Origin of the sequence: Paenibacillus sp. 4624 (genome assembly GCF_050435065.1) — a bacterium.
Taxonomy (GTDB): Bacteria; Bacillota; Bacilli; order Paenibacillales; family Paenibacillaceae; genus Paenibacillus; species Paenibacillus amylolyticus_D.
In genome coordinates this window covers 126605-142186 of sequence record NZ_JBNDJR010000014.1, presented here as the reverse complement: position 1 = coordinate 142186, position 15582 = coordinate 126605, and the positions used below count along the sequence as shown (strand labels likewise).

12 protein-coding genes, 1 pseudogene and 2 riboswitches are annotated in these 15582 nt (G+C 48.2%); of the genes and pseudogenes, 11 read left to right on the top strand and 2 right to left on the bottom strand.

What is annotated here, in order from left to right:
- The 3 genes and pseudogenes from ABIE27_RS26745 to sdaAA form a co-directional block, all read left to right on the top strand.
- Positions 1-735 (top strand): annotated as a pseudogene (locus tag ABIE27_RS26745) (collagen-like triple helix repeat-containing protein); the annotation flags it as partial.
- 131 nt (positions 736-866) lie between these two features.
- Positions 867-993, top strand: a riboswitch (glycine riboswitch).
- 4 nt (positions 994-997) lie between these two features.
- Positions 998-1133, top strand: a riboswitch (glycine riboswitch).
- Positions 1134-1246: 113 nt separating this feature from the next.
- A complete protein-coding gene (gene sdaAB / locus ABIE27_RS26740; protein ID WP_123065568.1) occupies positions 1247-1936 on the top strand; it encodes an L-serine ammonia-lyase, iron-sulfur-dependent subunit beta in 690 nt (229 codons plus the stop codon).
- Positions 1926-2861: an L-serine ammonia-lyase, iron-sulfur-dependent, subunit alpha gene (gene sdaAA, locus ABIE27_RS26735; RefSeq protein ID WP_123065569.1), complete on the top strand. Its 936-nt coding sequence runs from the start codon at positions 1926-1928 to the stop codon at positions 2859-2861. The genes sdaAB and sdaAA overlap by 11 nt, the downstream gene beginning before the upstream one ends.
- Before the next feature lie 242 nt (positions 2862-3103).
- On the opposite strand, the gene ABIE27_RS26730 is transcribed toward sdaAA, so the two are convergent.
- Entirely contained in the window at positions 3104-4858 is a 1755-nt protein-coding gene (locus ABIE27_RS26730) for an alpha-glycosidase (RefSeq protein WP_123065570.1), read from the bottom strand.
- Positions 4859-5220: 362 nt separating this feature from the next.
- On the opposite strand from ABIE27_RS26730, the gene ABIE27_RS26725 reads away from it, so the two are divergent.
- The 6 genes from ABIE27_RS26725 (at position 5221) to ABIE27_RS26700 (ending at position 12959) form a co-directional block, all read left to right on the top strand.
- Complete coding sequence (locus ABIE27_RS26725; protein ID WP_123065571.1) at positions 5221-5904, top strand: response regulator transcription factor; 684 nt, start codon at positions 5221-5223, stop codon at positions 5902-5904.
- Complete coding sequence (locus ABIE27_RS26720; protein ID WP_123065572.1) at positions 5901-7487, top strand: HAMP domain-containing sensor histidine kinase; 1587 nt, start codon at positions 5901-5903, stop codon at positions 7485-7487. Before ABIE27_RS26725 ends, ABIE27_RS26720 begins: the two co-directional genes overlap by 4 nt.
- Positions 7488-7584: 97 nt before the next feature.
- On the top strand, positions 7585-8499 hold the full coding sequence (locus ABIE27_RS26715; RefSeq protein WP_090918727.1) for an ABC transporter ATP-binding protein: 915 nt from the start codon (positions 7585-7587) through the stop codon (positions 8497-8499).
- Positions 8496-9212 (top strand): ABC transporter permease, encoded by a 717-nt coding sequence (locus ABIE27_RS26710; protein ID WP_123065573.1) that lies wholly within the window; start codon positions 8496-8498, stop codon positions 9210-9212. The genes ABIE27_RS26715 and ABIE27_RS26710 overlap by 4 nt, the downstream gene beginning before the upstream one ends.
- A gap of 1 nt (position 9213) precedes the next feature.
- Entirely contained in the window at positions 9214-9948 is a 735-nt protein-coding gene (locus ABIE27_RS26705; RefSeq protein ID WP_123065574.1) for an ABC transporter permease, read from the top strand.
- 302 nt (positions 9949-10250) lie between these two features.
- Positions 10251-12959: a PAS domain-containing hybrid sensor histidine kinase/response regulator gene (locus tag ABIE27_RS26700; protein ID WP_123065575.1), complete on the top strand. Its 2709-nt coding sequence runs from the start codon at positions 10251-10253 to the stop codon at positions 12957-12959.
- Between the two features lie 167 nt (positions 12960-13126).
- Here ABIE27_RS26700 and ABIE27_RS26695 read toward each other — a convergent pair whose 3' ends face one another.
- Positions 13127-14080, bottom strand: a complete 954-nt coding sequence (locus ABIE27_RS26695) for an L-lactate dehydrogenase (protein ID WP_123065576.1) — start codon at positions 14078-14080, stop codon at positions 13127-13129.
- 579 nt (positions 14081-14659) lie between these two features.
- On the opposite strand from ABIE27_RS26695, the gene ABIE27_RS26690 reads away from it, so the two are divergent.
- Together ABIE27_RS26690 and ABIE27_RS26685 are read left to right on the top strand one after the other, a co-directional pair.
- Entirely contained in the window at positions 14660-15355 is a 696-nt protein-coding gene (locus tag ABIE27_RS26690; protein WP_151458097.1) for a hypothetical protein, read from the top strand.
- 98 nt (positions 15356-15453) lie between these two features.
- The gene (locus ABIE27_RS26685; RefSeq protein ID WP_429351935.1) at positions 15454-15576 is read left to right on the top strand and encodes a hypothetical protein; all 123 of its coding nucleotides are present in this window, start codon (positions 15454-15456) and stop codon (positions 15574-15576) included.
- Positions 15577-15582: the final 6 nt, after the last annotated feature.

The following is a 15582-nucleotide window of genomic DNA, read 5'->3' as shown; positions in this document are numbered from 1 at the left end:
GGTATAACCGGAGCCGCGGGAGTGACGGGAACGACAGGCGTGACAGGCGTGACCGGATTAACTGGTGAAACAGGAGCAACCGGTGTGACTGGAGCAACCGGTGTGACTGGAGCTACAGGACTGACGGGAACAACAGGTGTAACGGGGGCGACCGGAGCCACTGGTGGCACAGGAGCGACAGGTATAACCGGAGTCACGGGAGTGACGGGAACAACAGGTGTGACGGGGGCGACCGGAGCCACTGGTGGCACAGGAGCGACAGGTATAACCGGAGCAACAGGAGCAACGGGAGTCACAGGTGCTACGGGTGCAACAGGATCTACAGCGGCTTCTGCGCCAGCGAGCTCCTCTTTGTTTGCTGACAGTCAGACATCATCATTAGCTCTTTCGTTAGTGGCTGAAACGACAATTCAGACACTCAATGTACCTGTCGTGACAGGCCAGAGAGTGAAAATTGATAACAGTACACAAATTTCAATAGTTGTGGGGTCCAACTGGAGTATTGCATATAATATTAACCTCAGAGTGAACGGAGTGTTGATTAACCAACTGTTGCTCTCCAGAACGGGGAATGCTGCGGGAACGTTAAATTTCCTTTCTTCCAACACTTATGTAGATACAGCGACTTCTACAACAACCAACGTTTATACTATAAGCATTTCGTTTGTTACAACTACAAGTGTCACAAGTGCTTCAGCACAAGTGAGAAATATCAATGCCATTGCATTCAGTTAAAATGAGCGTCCGTTTTATGATACGGGTCACCTTTGTTGACATATCCGATACTGTACATTACTCTAATCTTATACATGGTTCGTAAATTCAGCGTTCAATACTTCACTAGAATTAAATGATATAACAGCGAATGATAACGAGCGGGAGAGACTTGAACGTGCCAGGCATTATTGGCGTGATGTTCAGGCACCGAAGGAGCAAGCTCCTGCGCACCCGGCGCAGTGGTCAATCTCTCAGGTAAATGTACCGTCGTTGGACGCAGCTCTGGAGAGTGCGCAACATGCGCCACCCAAGGGGTATATGATTCTTAGCTTGGAGAACCGTCTTGTACTGAAACGCACTTGACCTCGTTCTCCCGATTGCTGTGATCATGAAACTCTCAGGTATCAAGGACAGAGGGAGGGCTAACGGCCTTCTTCTGTCCTTTTTTAATGTCATCATTCAGTAAATCAGGAACATTGTGGTGGGTCTTGTCCAGATGTTGATGACAAAACCAATTGGAGGGTTAAAAGTGCGATTTAAAGATGTTTTTTCAATTATTGGCCCGTCGATGACGGGACCGTCAAGTTCACATACAGCGGGTGCTGCAAGGCTGGGCCGGATTGCACGTCAATGGCTGGGATGCACACCGGATCGTGCGCGGCTCACGTTATACGGTTCATTTGCGGATACCTATCAAGGGCACGGGACGGATCTGGCGCTCATTGGCGGTTTGCTCGATTATGTCACGGATGATCCGCGCATCCCTGATGCAGAGCAATATGCGGCCGAAGCGGGCATGGAGGTTGAATTTTACACCAGCGGTCTGCCAGCGCCTCATCCAAATACAGTGAAGATTGAATTATGGCACGGAGAACGGGAATGCTCATTAGTAGGTGCTTCCATCGGCGGCGGCAGTGTGTCTGTACATGCGTTAAATGATTTTCGCGTACAGATCAGTGGAGAGTTTCCAACACTTGTGTTGCGTCATGCTGATAAAGCAGGTGTGCTGGCATCCGTGACCTCCGCCATTAGCTCATCCGGAGTGAATATCGGCTATATGCAAGTGGATCGAAAGGCTCGTGATGGTGAGGCACTAACAGCAATGGAGATGGATGCACCACCGAGTGAAGACACGTTGAACAAGTTGCGTTCTTTGGATCATATGCTGGACATTCGTGTGATTGATCTGAAGAGAGGGGGTGATTCGGATGCGGTTTAAACATCTACATGAATTGAACACCATCTGCACTGCGGAGTCCAAAACAATTGCACAGTTGATGATTGAAGAGCAGGTACAGGAGACCAATACACCCGAAACAGACGTGGTAAAGCAGATGTCGGAGTACTATCAGGTGATGAAAGAAGCGGTACGCAAAGGACTTACAGAAGATACCACCTCACGTAGCGGACTGACGGGTGGGGATGGGAAGAAGATGGCCGAATATATTCGCCAAGGTGAAACATGCTCTGGCGATGCTTCAGCCCTTGCCATGGCCTATGCGTTATGTGTATCGGAAGTGAATGCCTCTATGGGACGGATCGTGGCTACGCCAACAGCGGGCTCCTGTGGCATCATTCCTGGTGTATTTATCAGCTCCCAAGAACGATTTGGCTGGACGGATGAACATCTGGTGAATGGATTGTTTTGCGCCGGAGCTATCGGTTACGTAATTGCCAACAATTCATTTATCTCTGGGGCTGAGGGCGGTTGTCAGGCGGAGGTAGGTTCGGCGATCGGCATGGCTGCCGGCGCGATGGTAGAGCTTCGCGGAGGAACACCAGAGCAGGTGGTGCATGCTGTAGGATTGGCTTTGAAAAATACACTAGGCCTCATCTGTGATCCGGTTGCTGGCCTTGTAGAGATTCCATGCATCGTTCGCAATGGACTCGGTGCCGTTACTGCACTGGCTGCCGCAGATATGGCACTTGCTGGTGTACGCAGTGCCATTCCGTCTGACGAAGTCATCGACGTTATGTTGGAGGTAGGCAGTGCGATGCCAAGTCGTCACCGCGAGACAGCACAAGGTGGGCTCGCTCAGACACCTACAGGCCGCAAGATGATGGAGAAGCTGGCGAAACCCAAAGCCAAACGAGTGCCGGATGAGACATCCGAAACATCACAAACAGGCTCAGAGGCAGAATAGCAAGTCGGATCATATACAGGATAGGTCAGATAGCTCAGGAGCATACAACCAGGACCCGATCAACAAGTAGTAATAGAGCATGCTAAGTCGTTTTTCCATCATAACAAACAAGCGTCCGCGAACCTGGTTTGCTCAGGTTATGCGAGACGCTTGTTTGTTCAGTGTGCCTAAACCAGCCAGATAGCAATCAACCCATCATAATTGGAGAAGGCAGTTAGTTATGGTGAGTTTCAAAATTCCATCTACTTTATTTCTGTGCGAATCACGGCATATCCGTAAGCAGGCAGTTCAATCGCAAGCATACCGTCTTCCAGAGCGGTGCGATGGTTGCCCTCAAACAGTTCCGTCCAAGGCTGCTCCCCTGCGTCCAGTTCAACGATGGCCGTTTCCTCAGAACGGTTGAACAGAATGAGGATGCGTTCCTCGTCACTTTGCCGCTCCATCACAAGCTGGCTGCCGCCTTCCTGAGCTTGCAGGAAACGAATGGTTCCTGCTGCACGCAGTGCAGGATGAGCATGGCGCAGAGCAATCAACTTTTGATAAAAGTGAAGTAGCTCCCGATCCTGCTTCGCTTCGTCCCACTCCATGCATTTGCGGCATCCCGGATCATGTTCGCCGTCGAGCCCAATCTCGTCACCATAATAGATACATGGGGCTCCCATATAACTGAACTGGAACAAGGCAGCCAGCTTCATCTTGCGTTGATCGCCCTCACACAAGGTGAGCAGGCGCGGGGTGTCATGACTGTCGAGCAAGTTGAATGCCACCTCGCTCGCTTGAAGTGGGTAGCGGGATAGCTGGCGGCCAAGGGCACTCGCGAATTGTTCCGCGTGCATCTTATCTTCCACAAAGAAATGATTGACGGCAGCGGTGAACGGATAGTTCATGGCGGCATCGAACTGGTCACCTTGCAGCCAGGAAGAAGATTCATTCCATATCTCACCCAATATATAGGCATCCGGGTTGGCCGCTTTAACAACTCGTCTAAAATCTCTCCAGAAAGCATTATCCACTTCATCAGCCACATCAAGACGCCAGCCGTCCGTACCAACTTCCTTGATCCAATATTCGGCTACTTCGAGCAAGTAGGCCTTCACATCTGGATTCTCTGTATTCAATTTGGGCATATGAGGTTCAAAGCCAAATGTCTCATAAGTTGGAATGCCATCCTTCACGTCCAACGGGAATTCATGTACGTGAAACCAGTCCTTGTATTTGGACTGAGCACCATGCTTTTGTACGTCAACAAAAGGAGCAAACGTTTTACCAGAATGATTAAACACGGCATCCAGCAGCACACGAATACCACGTTCATGACACAACTTCACCAGACGCTTCACCGTGTCAGCATCACCGAAATGGCGGTCTACACGCAGATAGTCTTCGGTATCATATTTATGATTGGTTGTGGCTTCAAAAATTGGCGTGAAATAAATCGCATTAATGCCCAATTCACTGAGGTAATCGAGGTGGTCGATTACGCCCTGCAGGTCACCGCCAAAGAAATTAAAGGGTGTGGGTTCACCACCCCAAGGTTCAACCTCTTCGGGATTGATATCCGGGTTGCCATTGGCAAACCGCTCGGGGAAAATCTGATAAAACACAGCATCTTTCACCCACGCTGGGGGTGTGAATACAGCTCCGGCATGAAGATACGGGAATTGGAACATGCGGCCTGGATCATCCGGCTCCTCCTCTTGGAAATCCGTCTCGGTCATCCAGATGTGTTCTTTTCCACTTTTGAGCAAAAAAGCATACTTCAATCGATGATACGGAGGTTTCACTTCCCCCTCGTAGTAGTCAAACATAGAGTCTGACGTCAATTTGGTCAGAGGAACCATATCTCTTGTTTCCTCCCACGCGTATTTGTCTCCAGTCAGAGCATACACCTCGGTGAGATCATTCTTTTTGGCACGCAGACGCAGACGAATCGTATCCTGATCATAGGCATAGGCCCAGTTTCGTTTCGGTTGGTGAAAGATGGCTTCAAGCAGCATATGTAATTCCTCCTGTCCGATATGAATGAAGTAAGCAGAAACCAATTAATTTAATGTAGATTAAATATGCTAGTAGTACAGGTGGTATGTAGACATCATGCTCAATGGTATAGCTTCATATTACGTGACTGCAGATTGCGTTATAATAGGGTATGAACAGAGGGGACTGGCTCCAAACGAGTGACATGGAATGCACTGAAACCTAGACAACGAACATTGTAGCTTGTGCATTCGGGCTTGAATTTAATCTGGTGCGAAAGCTCGCCCATTCAAAATTAAAGGGCATAAAATTCATATAGATAAGTAATGCTGCCCAGGTATATCATTAACCCAATGAGGATGGAAAGGAAACGAGTACATAGATGAAAACCAAACTGTTATACATTGAGGACGATACGGAAATCGCAACATGGGTGAGAGAAGACTTGGAGGAGCGTGGATATGAGGTCGTTTGGCTTGGGAGTGGTGAAGGGGCCACCGAGGCAGTGGCAGACTGCGCCCTAGTCATCCTGGATGTCATGTTGCCAGGGTTGGACGGATTTACGGTAGGCCAGCGATTAAAAAAAGAATATCCTGCTGTGCCCATCGTCATGCTCTCGGCCAGAACATCCATTGATGACAAGTTGCATGGACTTGATTTTGCCGATGATTACGTGACCAAACCGTTTCATCCGGACGAGCTTGCAGCGCGAATTGAGGTTCAACTGCGGAAGGCAGGAGCGGTAGCTTCAAGTGAAGCGGTACTTAAACTGGATCATCTGTCGATCTATGAGCGGGATAACCGGATCGTCAATGAACAGACAGGGGAAGAGATTATTTTATCGGGTAAACAGTTCCACATCTTCGCTTATTTACTTCGGCATATGGGCATGATCCGCACCAAAGAACAGATCTATGAGGCGGTTTGGAACGAGTCTTATCTGGATGGGGACAAAACGTTGATGGTGCACATCCGGCATCTGCGCGAGAAGTTGGAACTTGATCCGGCCAATCCTGTCATTATTCAGACGGTACGCGGTGTTGGCTATCGCGTGAAGAAACCATGATGAAGTGGATTAGAGAACGGAAGTTAAGAAAGTCTGAACTGAACAGAGGCAGTAAAACAGAACAGCCTATCCGTCCCAAAATAAAGTTTGGGCGATCTCTGATGTCCAGATACATGCTTCTGATTTTGGCAGCGGTACTGTTTGTACCTGTTGTGGTGCCGCTGGTAGCAACGGCTTTTATTGTGGTCATCAATAACGTAAGCTCTAGTGAAGAAGCGCCTTACGGAAACGCTGACCAAATTACCGAACTGTGGGCCATGGAATCCAAAAAACTGGGCGGGGCTTCTGACCAAATCATAGATAAACGGATGAAAGAACTGCAGGAGAAATACCCTAAATCAGCTATGTATCGTGTAGATGCGGCAGGCAGAACGATGTTAGTGCTTGGTGGTGAAGAGGCGGAGGTACTAAAATCTAAGTCATTAAATCCTTCAGTCACCTCGGAAGGGGAGCCGGAGTCTTTAAATACAGATGTCATTCTGAAGTGGTCATTGGCAACTGGAGAAAAAGCAGAGACTCGAATCCCGGCAATATGGACACCAAATGATGCGGTTCAGTTTATGAAGCAAGCCTTCTATCGCGATCCTCTAACCGTGGTTTCTTTTATTGGCGGAGGAAATGTGAATAAGGGACAAGGGTTTATGGTGATTGAAGTCCCTCGTGAGCTCATTCAAAACCTCACCAATAACGGGCTATTAGAATTCATCTATTTTGGAGCAGTGATGCTGATTGTGTTTGTGATCTTTATTGTGATGTCCGTTCTGTTCTTTGCTAAAATTCGCAAACGACTGATTCACTTGCAATCTGCCATGGTTACCCCGAGCAAGGAGGGCATACCGCTTCCAGTGGACATTAACAGATCGGATGAAATTGGACATTTGGAGGAATCCTTTAACCAGATGGTATATCAGTTAACGGATAGCCTCCAGCGTGAGCGGGAAGAGGAGCAGCTTCGCAAACGGCTGGTGGCAGGTTTATCACATGACCTGAGAACACCGTTGACGGTAATTCGCGGACATATGCATGCACTGCATAAAGAAAACCTAAGTGAGCAAGGCGTGCGGGCACTGAGTCGGATGGAAGGCAAGATACAGGATCTTGGTGAACTGATCGACAATTTGCTCACGTATAATCTGCTGACTAGTGGAAGATACACTTTAAAACTGGAGCAGAAGGATGCACTGCGTATGATAAGAGAAGCTGCTGCTTCATGGTATCCGGTGTGGGAGAAGGAAGAGTTTGAGATCGATATCGATCTGCCTGAAACTCCGCTAATCTGGGATGTAGATGCGCAAGGGCTACGGCGTGTGCTGGATAATCTGTTCCAAAATGTAGTTCGTCATGCGGCGAGCGGAAAGTATATTCGCATTTTCACGGAGCAGATTCAGGGCCGAACTGCCGTAGTGATCGAGGATCGCGGGCCGGGGATTCAACCGGATTCGGGTACGAAGGGCACAGGACTTGGCTTGTCCATTGTCGATTTGCTGATTCGTGAGATGGGTTTGCGGAAGCGGGTAGATAGCTCGGATGCGGGTGTCCGCACCTATCTATACAGCGGCAAAGAGAATGATCGGGAAGTTTGAACGCAGGGAGAAGAGGTTTCTTTTTAAACTAAACTTAACCTTGGACGTACGCTTGCTTTAACCTTGGAGGGTTACGATAGTTCCGAGGTGATGATGAATGAGCGAAAATATTATTCAAACAGCGAATTTATGGAAAACATACAAGGACCGCGCGGCGGTTCGTGAACTTGATCTTCATATTAAAAAGGGAGATATCTACGGCTTCCTTGGTCCCAACGGTGCCGGCAAAACAACAACGATCCGCATGCTTCTTGGCTTGATCAAACCGACCAAAGGGGTCATCAGGGTCTTCGACAAAGATATTCGTAAGGACCGTATGGACATTTTGCGTCGCGTAGGTTCTTTGGTAGAGTACCCCTCGTATTATGGTCATCTGAATGCGGTAGAGAATCTTGAGGTGCTGCGTCGCATCATCAATGTACCCAAGTCAAGGATTGCGGAAGTGTTATCTATTGTTGATCTGACGAAAGATGCTAAACGAAATGTAAAAGGGTATTCCCTTGGCATGAAACAGCGTTTGGGTATTGCCAGCGCGCTGCTCGGTGAACCGGAATTGCTTATTCTGGATGAGCCAACGAACGGACTTGACCCAGCGGGGATTCAGGAGATTCGGGAACTCATCAAACGTATGCCGCTGGAGCATGGCATCACTGTTCTTGTATCCAGTCACTTGCTGAGTGAAGTCGAGCAGATGGCGAGCCGTGTCGGCATTATACGAGATGGCAAAATGGTGATGCAGGATACGATGGCAAGTCTGCATAGTCAGACAGGCAGCTCAATCAGGCTTACGGTGTCGGAACCGGAGGCAGCCATGAAGCTTGCTCGTGAGCAGGGGCAATTTGGTCAGAGGCAGGGTGCTGAGCTTACCTTCCCCTACATGGATAACAGCGCAGTTGCACTGCTGGTGCGTCGTTTAATTGAACAGGATCATGATGTATACCGGGTCGAAGAACAGAGACAGTCTTTGGAGGATCTCTTCATGCGTGTCATTGGCGAGGGGGCTTCGCTATGACAGGACGTGCATTGTCAGCCGACTGGCTTAAAATTCGTGGCAAAGGCATCTGGTTTCTGGTGTTTCTTGCCCCAATCGGGTTAACGGCCATGCAGGCTTTGAATTTCGGATTACGACTGGATTATCTGAAAGAGCAGTATGCCGATAATTTGTGGGGAGGTCTGCTGGGTAACGTAATTGTTTTTGTGCCACTCGCTTTAATGCTGGGTGCGACCATTCTGAGTTCGATGATAGCTGGAATAGAGCATGAGCAGGGGTCGTGGAAGCAACTTTTGGCGATGCCGATTAAAAGACCAGCCGTTTATCTTGCAAAGTTTCTGCTGGCTTGTGTGCTGCTAATGATATCATGTCTGTTGTTAACCGCGGGGGTTGTTGGACTGGGGCTTGTGCTTGGTTTCGATGCCAAAGATATACCGTGGGCACAGGCGCTGAAGCTGGGGCTTATGCCGCTTGCAGGCGCACTGCCTGTATTGTCCATTGAATTATGGTTTACGCTGGTATCCAAAAATCAGGCGCTACCGGTTACATTCGGCATTATTCTTGCCATCACCGGTATGTTTTCACTCAGCATCTCTCCACATTTTCCACTTGCTTGGGCACAAATGGCTTGGAGTGCGCCTAACGCGTACCTATACGCAGGAATGGGTGCAGGTTTAGCAATCATCATTCTGCTGACAGGTATGATACACTTCAGCCGGAAGGATGTGGCCTGATATGAATTTTGCAGCAACCTATTTTCGTATCTTATCTGCGGAACGTTTGAAAATGGCAAAATCGCCGATCTCGCTTTTGGTTCTGATCAGTCCGTTAATCGCACTGCTCATTGGTCTGCTGTCTTCCCCATCGGGTGACTGGAGAGCATTGATGTCAGCCATGGTGATGATTCATGGTATGCTTTTGTTACCGATGCTAACAGGTGTATTCACCTCATTTGTATGTCGTTTTGAACATGCAGGGGGCGGATGGAAACAACTCTTGGTTTTGCCACTTACACGTACAGGTGTGTATTTAGGCAAATTCACGATTGTGTTACTGCTCCTGGCTGGTACACAGTTGCTTCTATTCGGAAGTATCGTATTGACAGGGTTAATCCATGGCATGGCAACCCCGGTACCTTGGGGATTCCTTGTCAGCAAAATGCTGCTTGGACTTCTGGCATGTATCCCGCTGGCGGCATTACAGATGTTTGTGTCTCTGATCTGGAGCAGCTTCGCCGCGCCGCTTGCCTTGAATTTTGCGCTAACGATACCTAATATTTTGGTTGCAAACTCCGCAACGTATGGGCCATATTATCCATGGGCACAGCCGATGATTCTGATGCTTCCCATCGAGGGCACAGGGTTCGGTGCATTCAATGTTCCGCTCGGTACACTTTTGACCGTAGTTGGGGGGAGCGCCGCGTTGTTTATTGCGATTGGCATGATTTATTTTTCGAAGAAGGAAGTATAAAGCTTAAGTACGATGAGAATAACAAATGAACCTTCCTGAGGCTGCGCATCCAATGATTTGGTATGCAGACAGTCTCAGTTTTTTTATATTATGCGATAAAGATATAATTCCATCTTTTGCATGCCCAGTGATGTGAATTTTATCCTATTTGATAAGCAAAATGAGACGAGAATCTGGTAAAATAAAAAAAGCTGTTTCTAGTCAGTCGAACATGGTTATTCGAGGGTAAGCCTGTTACAGCCAGAAGTGGCGTATATGCAGTGTGAAAAGAAGATTTTGGCTGAGAAAAGAGGGGTAAGCCTTTGGAGCGTAATAAAACGGAAACCCTGAAACGAATTATTTCTGAGGGTAGCTCTTACCGATCATTGTTTTTTAACCACCCGGATGCCATCTATGTGATGGACGTTGAAGGGAATCATATGGATGCTAACCCTTCCTTTGAACGGTTATCCGGCTACAAAATTGGAGAGCTTGCAGGGGTGAGTCGGGATCGCATCAGCCCGCCTGAAAGTGAAAAGAGACGAGTACAATTCATTGAAGAAGTGCTGGCTGGACATTCAGTCAGTGAATCGATGGCGTTTTATCATAAAGATGGTACTGTGAAACATGCACAGGTGACCTATATACCAATAACAGAAGGTGATGAGGTCGTCGGCATCTACGGAATTGCCAAGGATGTCACGGACAAGGTTATCATCGAGCAGGAACTGCAGGAGACACAGGAGAAGTATCAGGTGCTGGCCGAGCATGCACAAGATCTGATTACAACCTGTGCCATAGATGGCGAACTCCTGTATGTGTCTCCATCTGTTCGTACACTGCTTGGTTATGAGCCGGAGGAAGTCACAGGAAAATCATTTAAATCTTACTGTTACCCGGGGGATTATCCTGACCCTTTGCCCATTTCGAATATTGGTAATGGGTGCAAGATGAGGGTGCTGCACAAGGATGGTCACTACATCTGGATGGAGACATTGGCGAAACCCGTGGCTGGCGAGCTTGGCAAGATAACGCAAATTGTCAGCATCAGCAGGGATATTACCCAGCAGATGGATGCTGACAGACGTCTCCGCGAGAGTCGTGAACGTTACAAGTCATTGTTTGAATATAATCCGGCTGCGGTATACTCCCTCGATCTGGAAGGGAACTATAGTGCAGTGAACAGTAATATGGTGCAGATGCTTGATATCCCGCGCAGCAAGCTGATCGGGCAGTCCTTTCTGTCGAATTTGGATAAAAGAGAAATGCACAAAGGTGAAGCCTGTTTTGAGCTTGTGAAGCAGGGGCAAGCCCAATACTATGAGTCTCGTGTTGTGAGTTCCAGTGGCCGAAAGATCGAAGTTTCAGTAACCAATGTGCCCATCATTGTAGATAACGAAATGGTGGGTGCTTACGGTATAGTATCGGATATTACGGAGCGCAAGGAATACACAGAGCGTATTCAGGAGCTGAGCAAGCAGCATGAGTTGATTCTCAATACCGTTACCGAAGGAATCTACGGCCTCGATGCGGATGGTATTACGATGTTCATGAATCCGGCGGCGGCATCCATGTTTGGTTATGAAGCACATGAATTCATTGGCAAAAGTTCACACCCGATTATCCATCACACCCGTGCAGACGGAAGTTATTTTCCAAAAGAAGAATGTCCGATTCATATGACGGTGCTCGATGGTCATGCGCGTTCAGTGACGGAGGATGTGTTCTGGCGAAAAGACGGGAGCAGTTTCCTCGTCCAATATCAGGTTACTCCGATTATTGATGAAGGTCAGATTCGTGGTGCGGTAGTTGTCTTTAATGACGTTACCGGTGAACGTGAAATTGTTCGCGCCAAGGAAACGGCTGAGCTGGCTGCACAGGCCAAGTCCGAATTTCTTTCGCTCGTCAGCCACGAAATCCGGACACCCATGAACGGCATTGTAGGAATGACCGAGCTATTGGTGGGTACAGACTTGTCAGAGGAGCAGAGGGAGTATGCTCAGATCATTCAAGAGAGCGGCGATGCACTGCTGAACATCCTGAATGATATTCTGGACTTCAGTAAGCTGGAGTCGGGTAAAATGGCCCTGGCCTACGAGCCGTTCTCGCTGCGCAAGATGCTGGAGCAGGTCGCGGAGCTGTTCAAGCCGCGGGCAGACGAGAAACATCTGGATATTCGTTTTCGTCTGAATCCGAATATCCCCGATTATATGGCAGGAGATTCCATGCGAATAAGGCAGATTCTAGTGAATCTTGTGGGCAACGCACTGAAATTCACAGATCAGGGAAGTATTGATGTCACGGTAGATATCATCAAGGGGAGCAAGCCTGAGGATACTGTCCTTGATTTTGCGGTGGAGGATACGGGTATTGGTATTCCTGCGGACAAGCTGGATCAGCTGTTCCAGTCGTTCTCGCAACTACATCCGGTAATTAATCGCAAATACGGCGGTACTGGACTTGGGCTGGTGATCTCCAAGAGACTTGTTGAAATTATGGGTGGAAGCATTAGTGTGGAGAGTACCGAAGGAGAAGGTTCCGTTTTCCGGTTTGCCATTCCGACGACGCGAGTTGAAGCATCAGGTGAAAAGTCAGCAAGTGAGTTCCAGCATGACCGCACACGTCAAAGTGACAAGGTGGCAATGCGTATTCTCGTAGCGGAAGATCATCCGGTCAACCGGAAGATTCTACAGGAATATTTGGAGAAGCTGGGCTATGAGGCTGATGTGTGCACTAACGGTGTAGAGGCGATTGATGCCATCTCGCAGAATGCCTATGATATTGTGCTGATGGATATTCATATGCCTGTTATGGACGGGCTCAAAGCTACGAATTTGCTGCATCGGTTAATTCCACAGGATCGGATTCCTCCGATTATTGCCGTAACAGGCAATTCCAGGCGGGAAGATAAAGAGGCCTGTCTGGAGATTGGCATGCGGGACTTTATCAGCAAGCCGGTGATGCTAAGTGAATTGAAGCGTGTCCTCCAGCAATGGGGACCGTCTGATGAGCCGCGAATCGGGCCTAGTTAAGTGGATATGCATGTGATTATCATTGGATTAAGTCCAACGGATTAAAAATTTAGTGTAGAAGAACAACCTTCATTTCCACAGTGTGGTGAAATGAAGGTTGTTTTTTGTGTTCTATTTTGTAACAAGCTCATGGATTAAACCTGTTGTTATTCAGAAGTTACGGAGACTCAGGCTAGGGTTAGGCGGTTAATATTACCGGACAAAATTTCACAGGAACGCTCGAATTTCTCAACCTCTGCTTGATCGAGATTTAATTCGATAATCTCTTGAATGCCGCCTTCCCCGATGATTGCAGGGACTCCTGCACAAACATTCCGCTGTCCATATTCGCCATCGAGAATCGCGGATACGGCAATAATTTTATGCTCGTCATTCAGGATGGAGCGAGTAATATGGGCAAGTGCATTCCCGATGCCAAATTGGGTCGAACCTTTACGGGTAAAAATTTCCCAGCCCGCATCCTTCGTTTTTTTGGCGATATCGTCCAGATCCAGATGTTTGAACCGTTCCTTGTGTTGATCCAAAATATGCAGAATAGGCTTGCCTCCGATGGTAACATGTGACCAGGCCACGAATTGGGACTCGCCGTGCTCACCGAGTGCGTAGCCGTGTACGCTGCGCGGGTCGATGGAGAATACCTCGGAGAGCAGTGTTTTGAGCCTTGAAGAATCAATCGAAGTCCCCGTCCCGATAACACGCTCACGTGGCAAACCGGACAATTTCCATACCATATACGTAACAATGTCCACGGGGTTGGCTGCGACAACAAAGATGCCGTTAAAACCACTGTTCATGATCGGAACTACGATATCTTTGGCAATGGACTCTGCTTCCTCCAGAACATCCAGTCTTGTCTGTCCAGGCTTTGGATTGGCTCCTGCGGTCAAAATAATGACATCCATACTGCCGCAATCGGCATACGTTCCCGCGTACACTTTCGTTCGGTTATGTGTAAAGTCCATGCAATGGGAAAAATCGAGTGCCTGTGCTACAGCACGGTCATACGTCCGATCGACCATCATAATCTCCCTGCATATCGATTGATTGATCATCGAATATGCACAACTTGAACCTACAAGACCCGCCCCGATGACTGCTACTTTCCCTGATTTGCCTAACACTGCCTTCAGCCTCCGTTTACATTGGATTTATCCGTTACTTGATTATTGTTATGTTAAGTATAGTGCTTTATTTTATGCCGATATTCAATTCTACGTTACATAAGATAACACAAGGGAAAGCGATACAGCAATGATTCCCTCTGTCGCGGGAGCGTGTTGGAGTAGTGGAGTTAACAAAATTGACATCAATTCGATGCACTCCGAAATTTAGACGGCGTTTTCATATACTGTTTTCGACACGACAGCATTCCTGTAGCTTGTCGGATGAAGGAGATTTTATGCGAAATATATACCTGACAAAAGTTCTTATGAATCCCTAGAAACAGAACTAAACCGTCAAAGGGTTCTGCAAGTAGACTGACGAATACTTACCGACATGCAAAGAGAGAAGCACTGGCGGGTTACATGAGGAAGGTTGTTTTGGGTTGTTTAAGGTTTCATGTTTCATGTGCATAGTCCAATGTTGTGCAAGACAAAGTGTAAGAGAAAGGTCACCCGATCCGATGACAGTTCGTTGCAGGAGCGCTAAAGTCGTTATTTTGCAAGCCCAAAAGACTTCATACCGGGAGGGAATTTATGATGATTGAAGAAGTAGGAGCAACGACGGAAACGGCCAAGAGCCTGGGTATAGGTGCCAGTACTCTTCGTAAATATGCGGCAGCACTTGAGGAGCAGGGATACCGCTTCGAACGTTCTGCGAATAAATCCAGATTGTTCAAATCCGATGATATCGAGTGCATTGAACGTCTGATGACTGAGCTTAGAGAGCATAACCTGCCTCTGGCTGATGCGGTGGTTACGGTGCTGTCTCCAGCAGAAGGGAAAACAGAACAGCAGTCTGTCCAAGCCATTCGTGAGCAAACAGAGCAGGAATGTGCTGTAGCCAGTACGGTCTTATCTGGATCTAATCCGTTACCGCCGCTGGAAGTGGATCAGTATGGGCAATTGAGATCCTATGAAGGGCTCGGCCAGCTTGTAAGTGAGGTCACCTACGGTGCGGTAGAACCCAAGGAGGAACAGGAAGATCGCGTTCAGGTGCTGCAGCACCGGGTGGATGAACTGGAGCTGACACTCCAGCATCTGGCGGAGACTCATCTTGCGCTTCAGGAACAGATGGAGAAGCAACGTCAGTGGATGAACGAAAAGCTGGAGGAGGAACGAGACCGCGAACTCGTGACGAATTTGCGCAGTTATCAGGGACGTAAACGAAAGTCCAAAATCACTTCGCTTCGCATGTTATTTGGCTTGATGCCAAAGAAACATAAAGAAGCCTAAGTGATTCTGCATGATGGATGATCGTGATTTCATATGTATAGCCTGCTATAATTAGCTCCAATACAACATGAAGTCCAGCCGCTGATCAGCCGTTTCTCATGACAGGAAACCGGATCAGACATCAGAAGCTGGCGTGGGAGGCAACGTGGAGCTGGAGCGAAGCTGGCAAAGATTGCTCGGTTTATTTACAGATCGCCCTAGGCGGCAAGGAACGGTTGTAGGAGATC

What these genes read in the sequence shown, in the direction of transcription:
- sdaAA (WP_123065569.1), top strand. Translation starts at nt 1,926, where the DNA reads ATGCGGTTTAAACATCTACATGAATTGAACACCATCTGCACTGCGGAG.
- ABIE27_RS26730 (WP_123065570.1), bottom strand. Translation starts at nt 4,858, where the DNA reads ATGCTGCTTGAAGCCATCTTTCACCAACCGAAACGAAACTGGGCCTAT.
- ABIE27_RS26725 (WP_123065571.1), top strand. Translation starts at nt 5,221, where the DNA reads ATGAAAACCAAACTGTTATACATTGAGGACGATACGGAAATCGCAACA.
- ABIE27_RS26720 (WP_123065572.1), top strand. Translation starts at nt 5,901, where the DNA reads ATGATGAAGTGGATTAGAGAACGGAAGTTAAGAAAGTCTGAACTGAAC.
- ABIE27_RS26715 (WP_090918727.1), top strand. Translation starts at nt 7,585, where the DNA reads ATGAGCGAAAATATTATTCAAACAGCGAATTTATGGAAAACATACAAG.
- ABIE27_RS26710 (WP_123065573.1), top strand. Translation starts at nt 8,496, where the DNA reads ATGACAGGACGTGCATTGTCAGCCGACTGGCTTAAAATTCGTGGCAAA.
- ABIE27_RS26705 (WP_123065574.1), top strand. Translation starts at nt 9,214, where the DNA reads ATGAATTTTGCAGCAACCTATTTTCGTATCTTATCTGCGGAACGTTTG.
- ABIE27_RS26690 (WP_151458097.1), top strand. Translation starts at nt 14,660, where the DNA reads ATGATTGAAGAAGTAGGAGCAACGACGGAAACGGCCAAGAGCCTGGGT.
- ABIE27_RS26685 (WP_429351935.1), top strand. Translation starts at nt 15,454, where the DNA reads ATGACAGGAAACCGGATCAGACATCAGAAGCTGGCGTGGGAGGCAACG.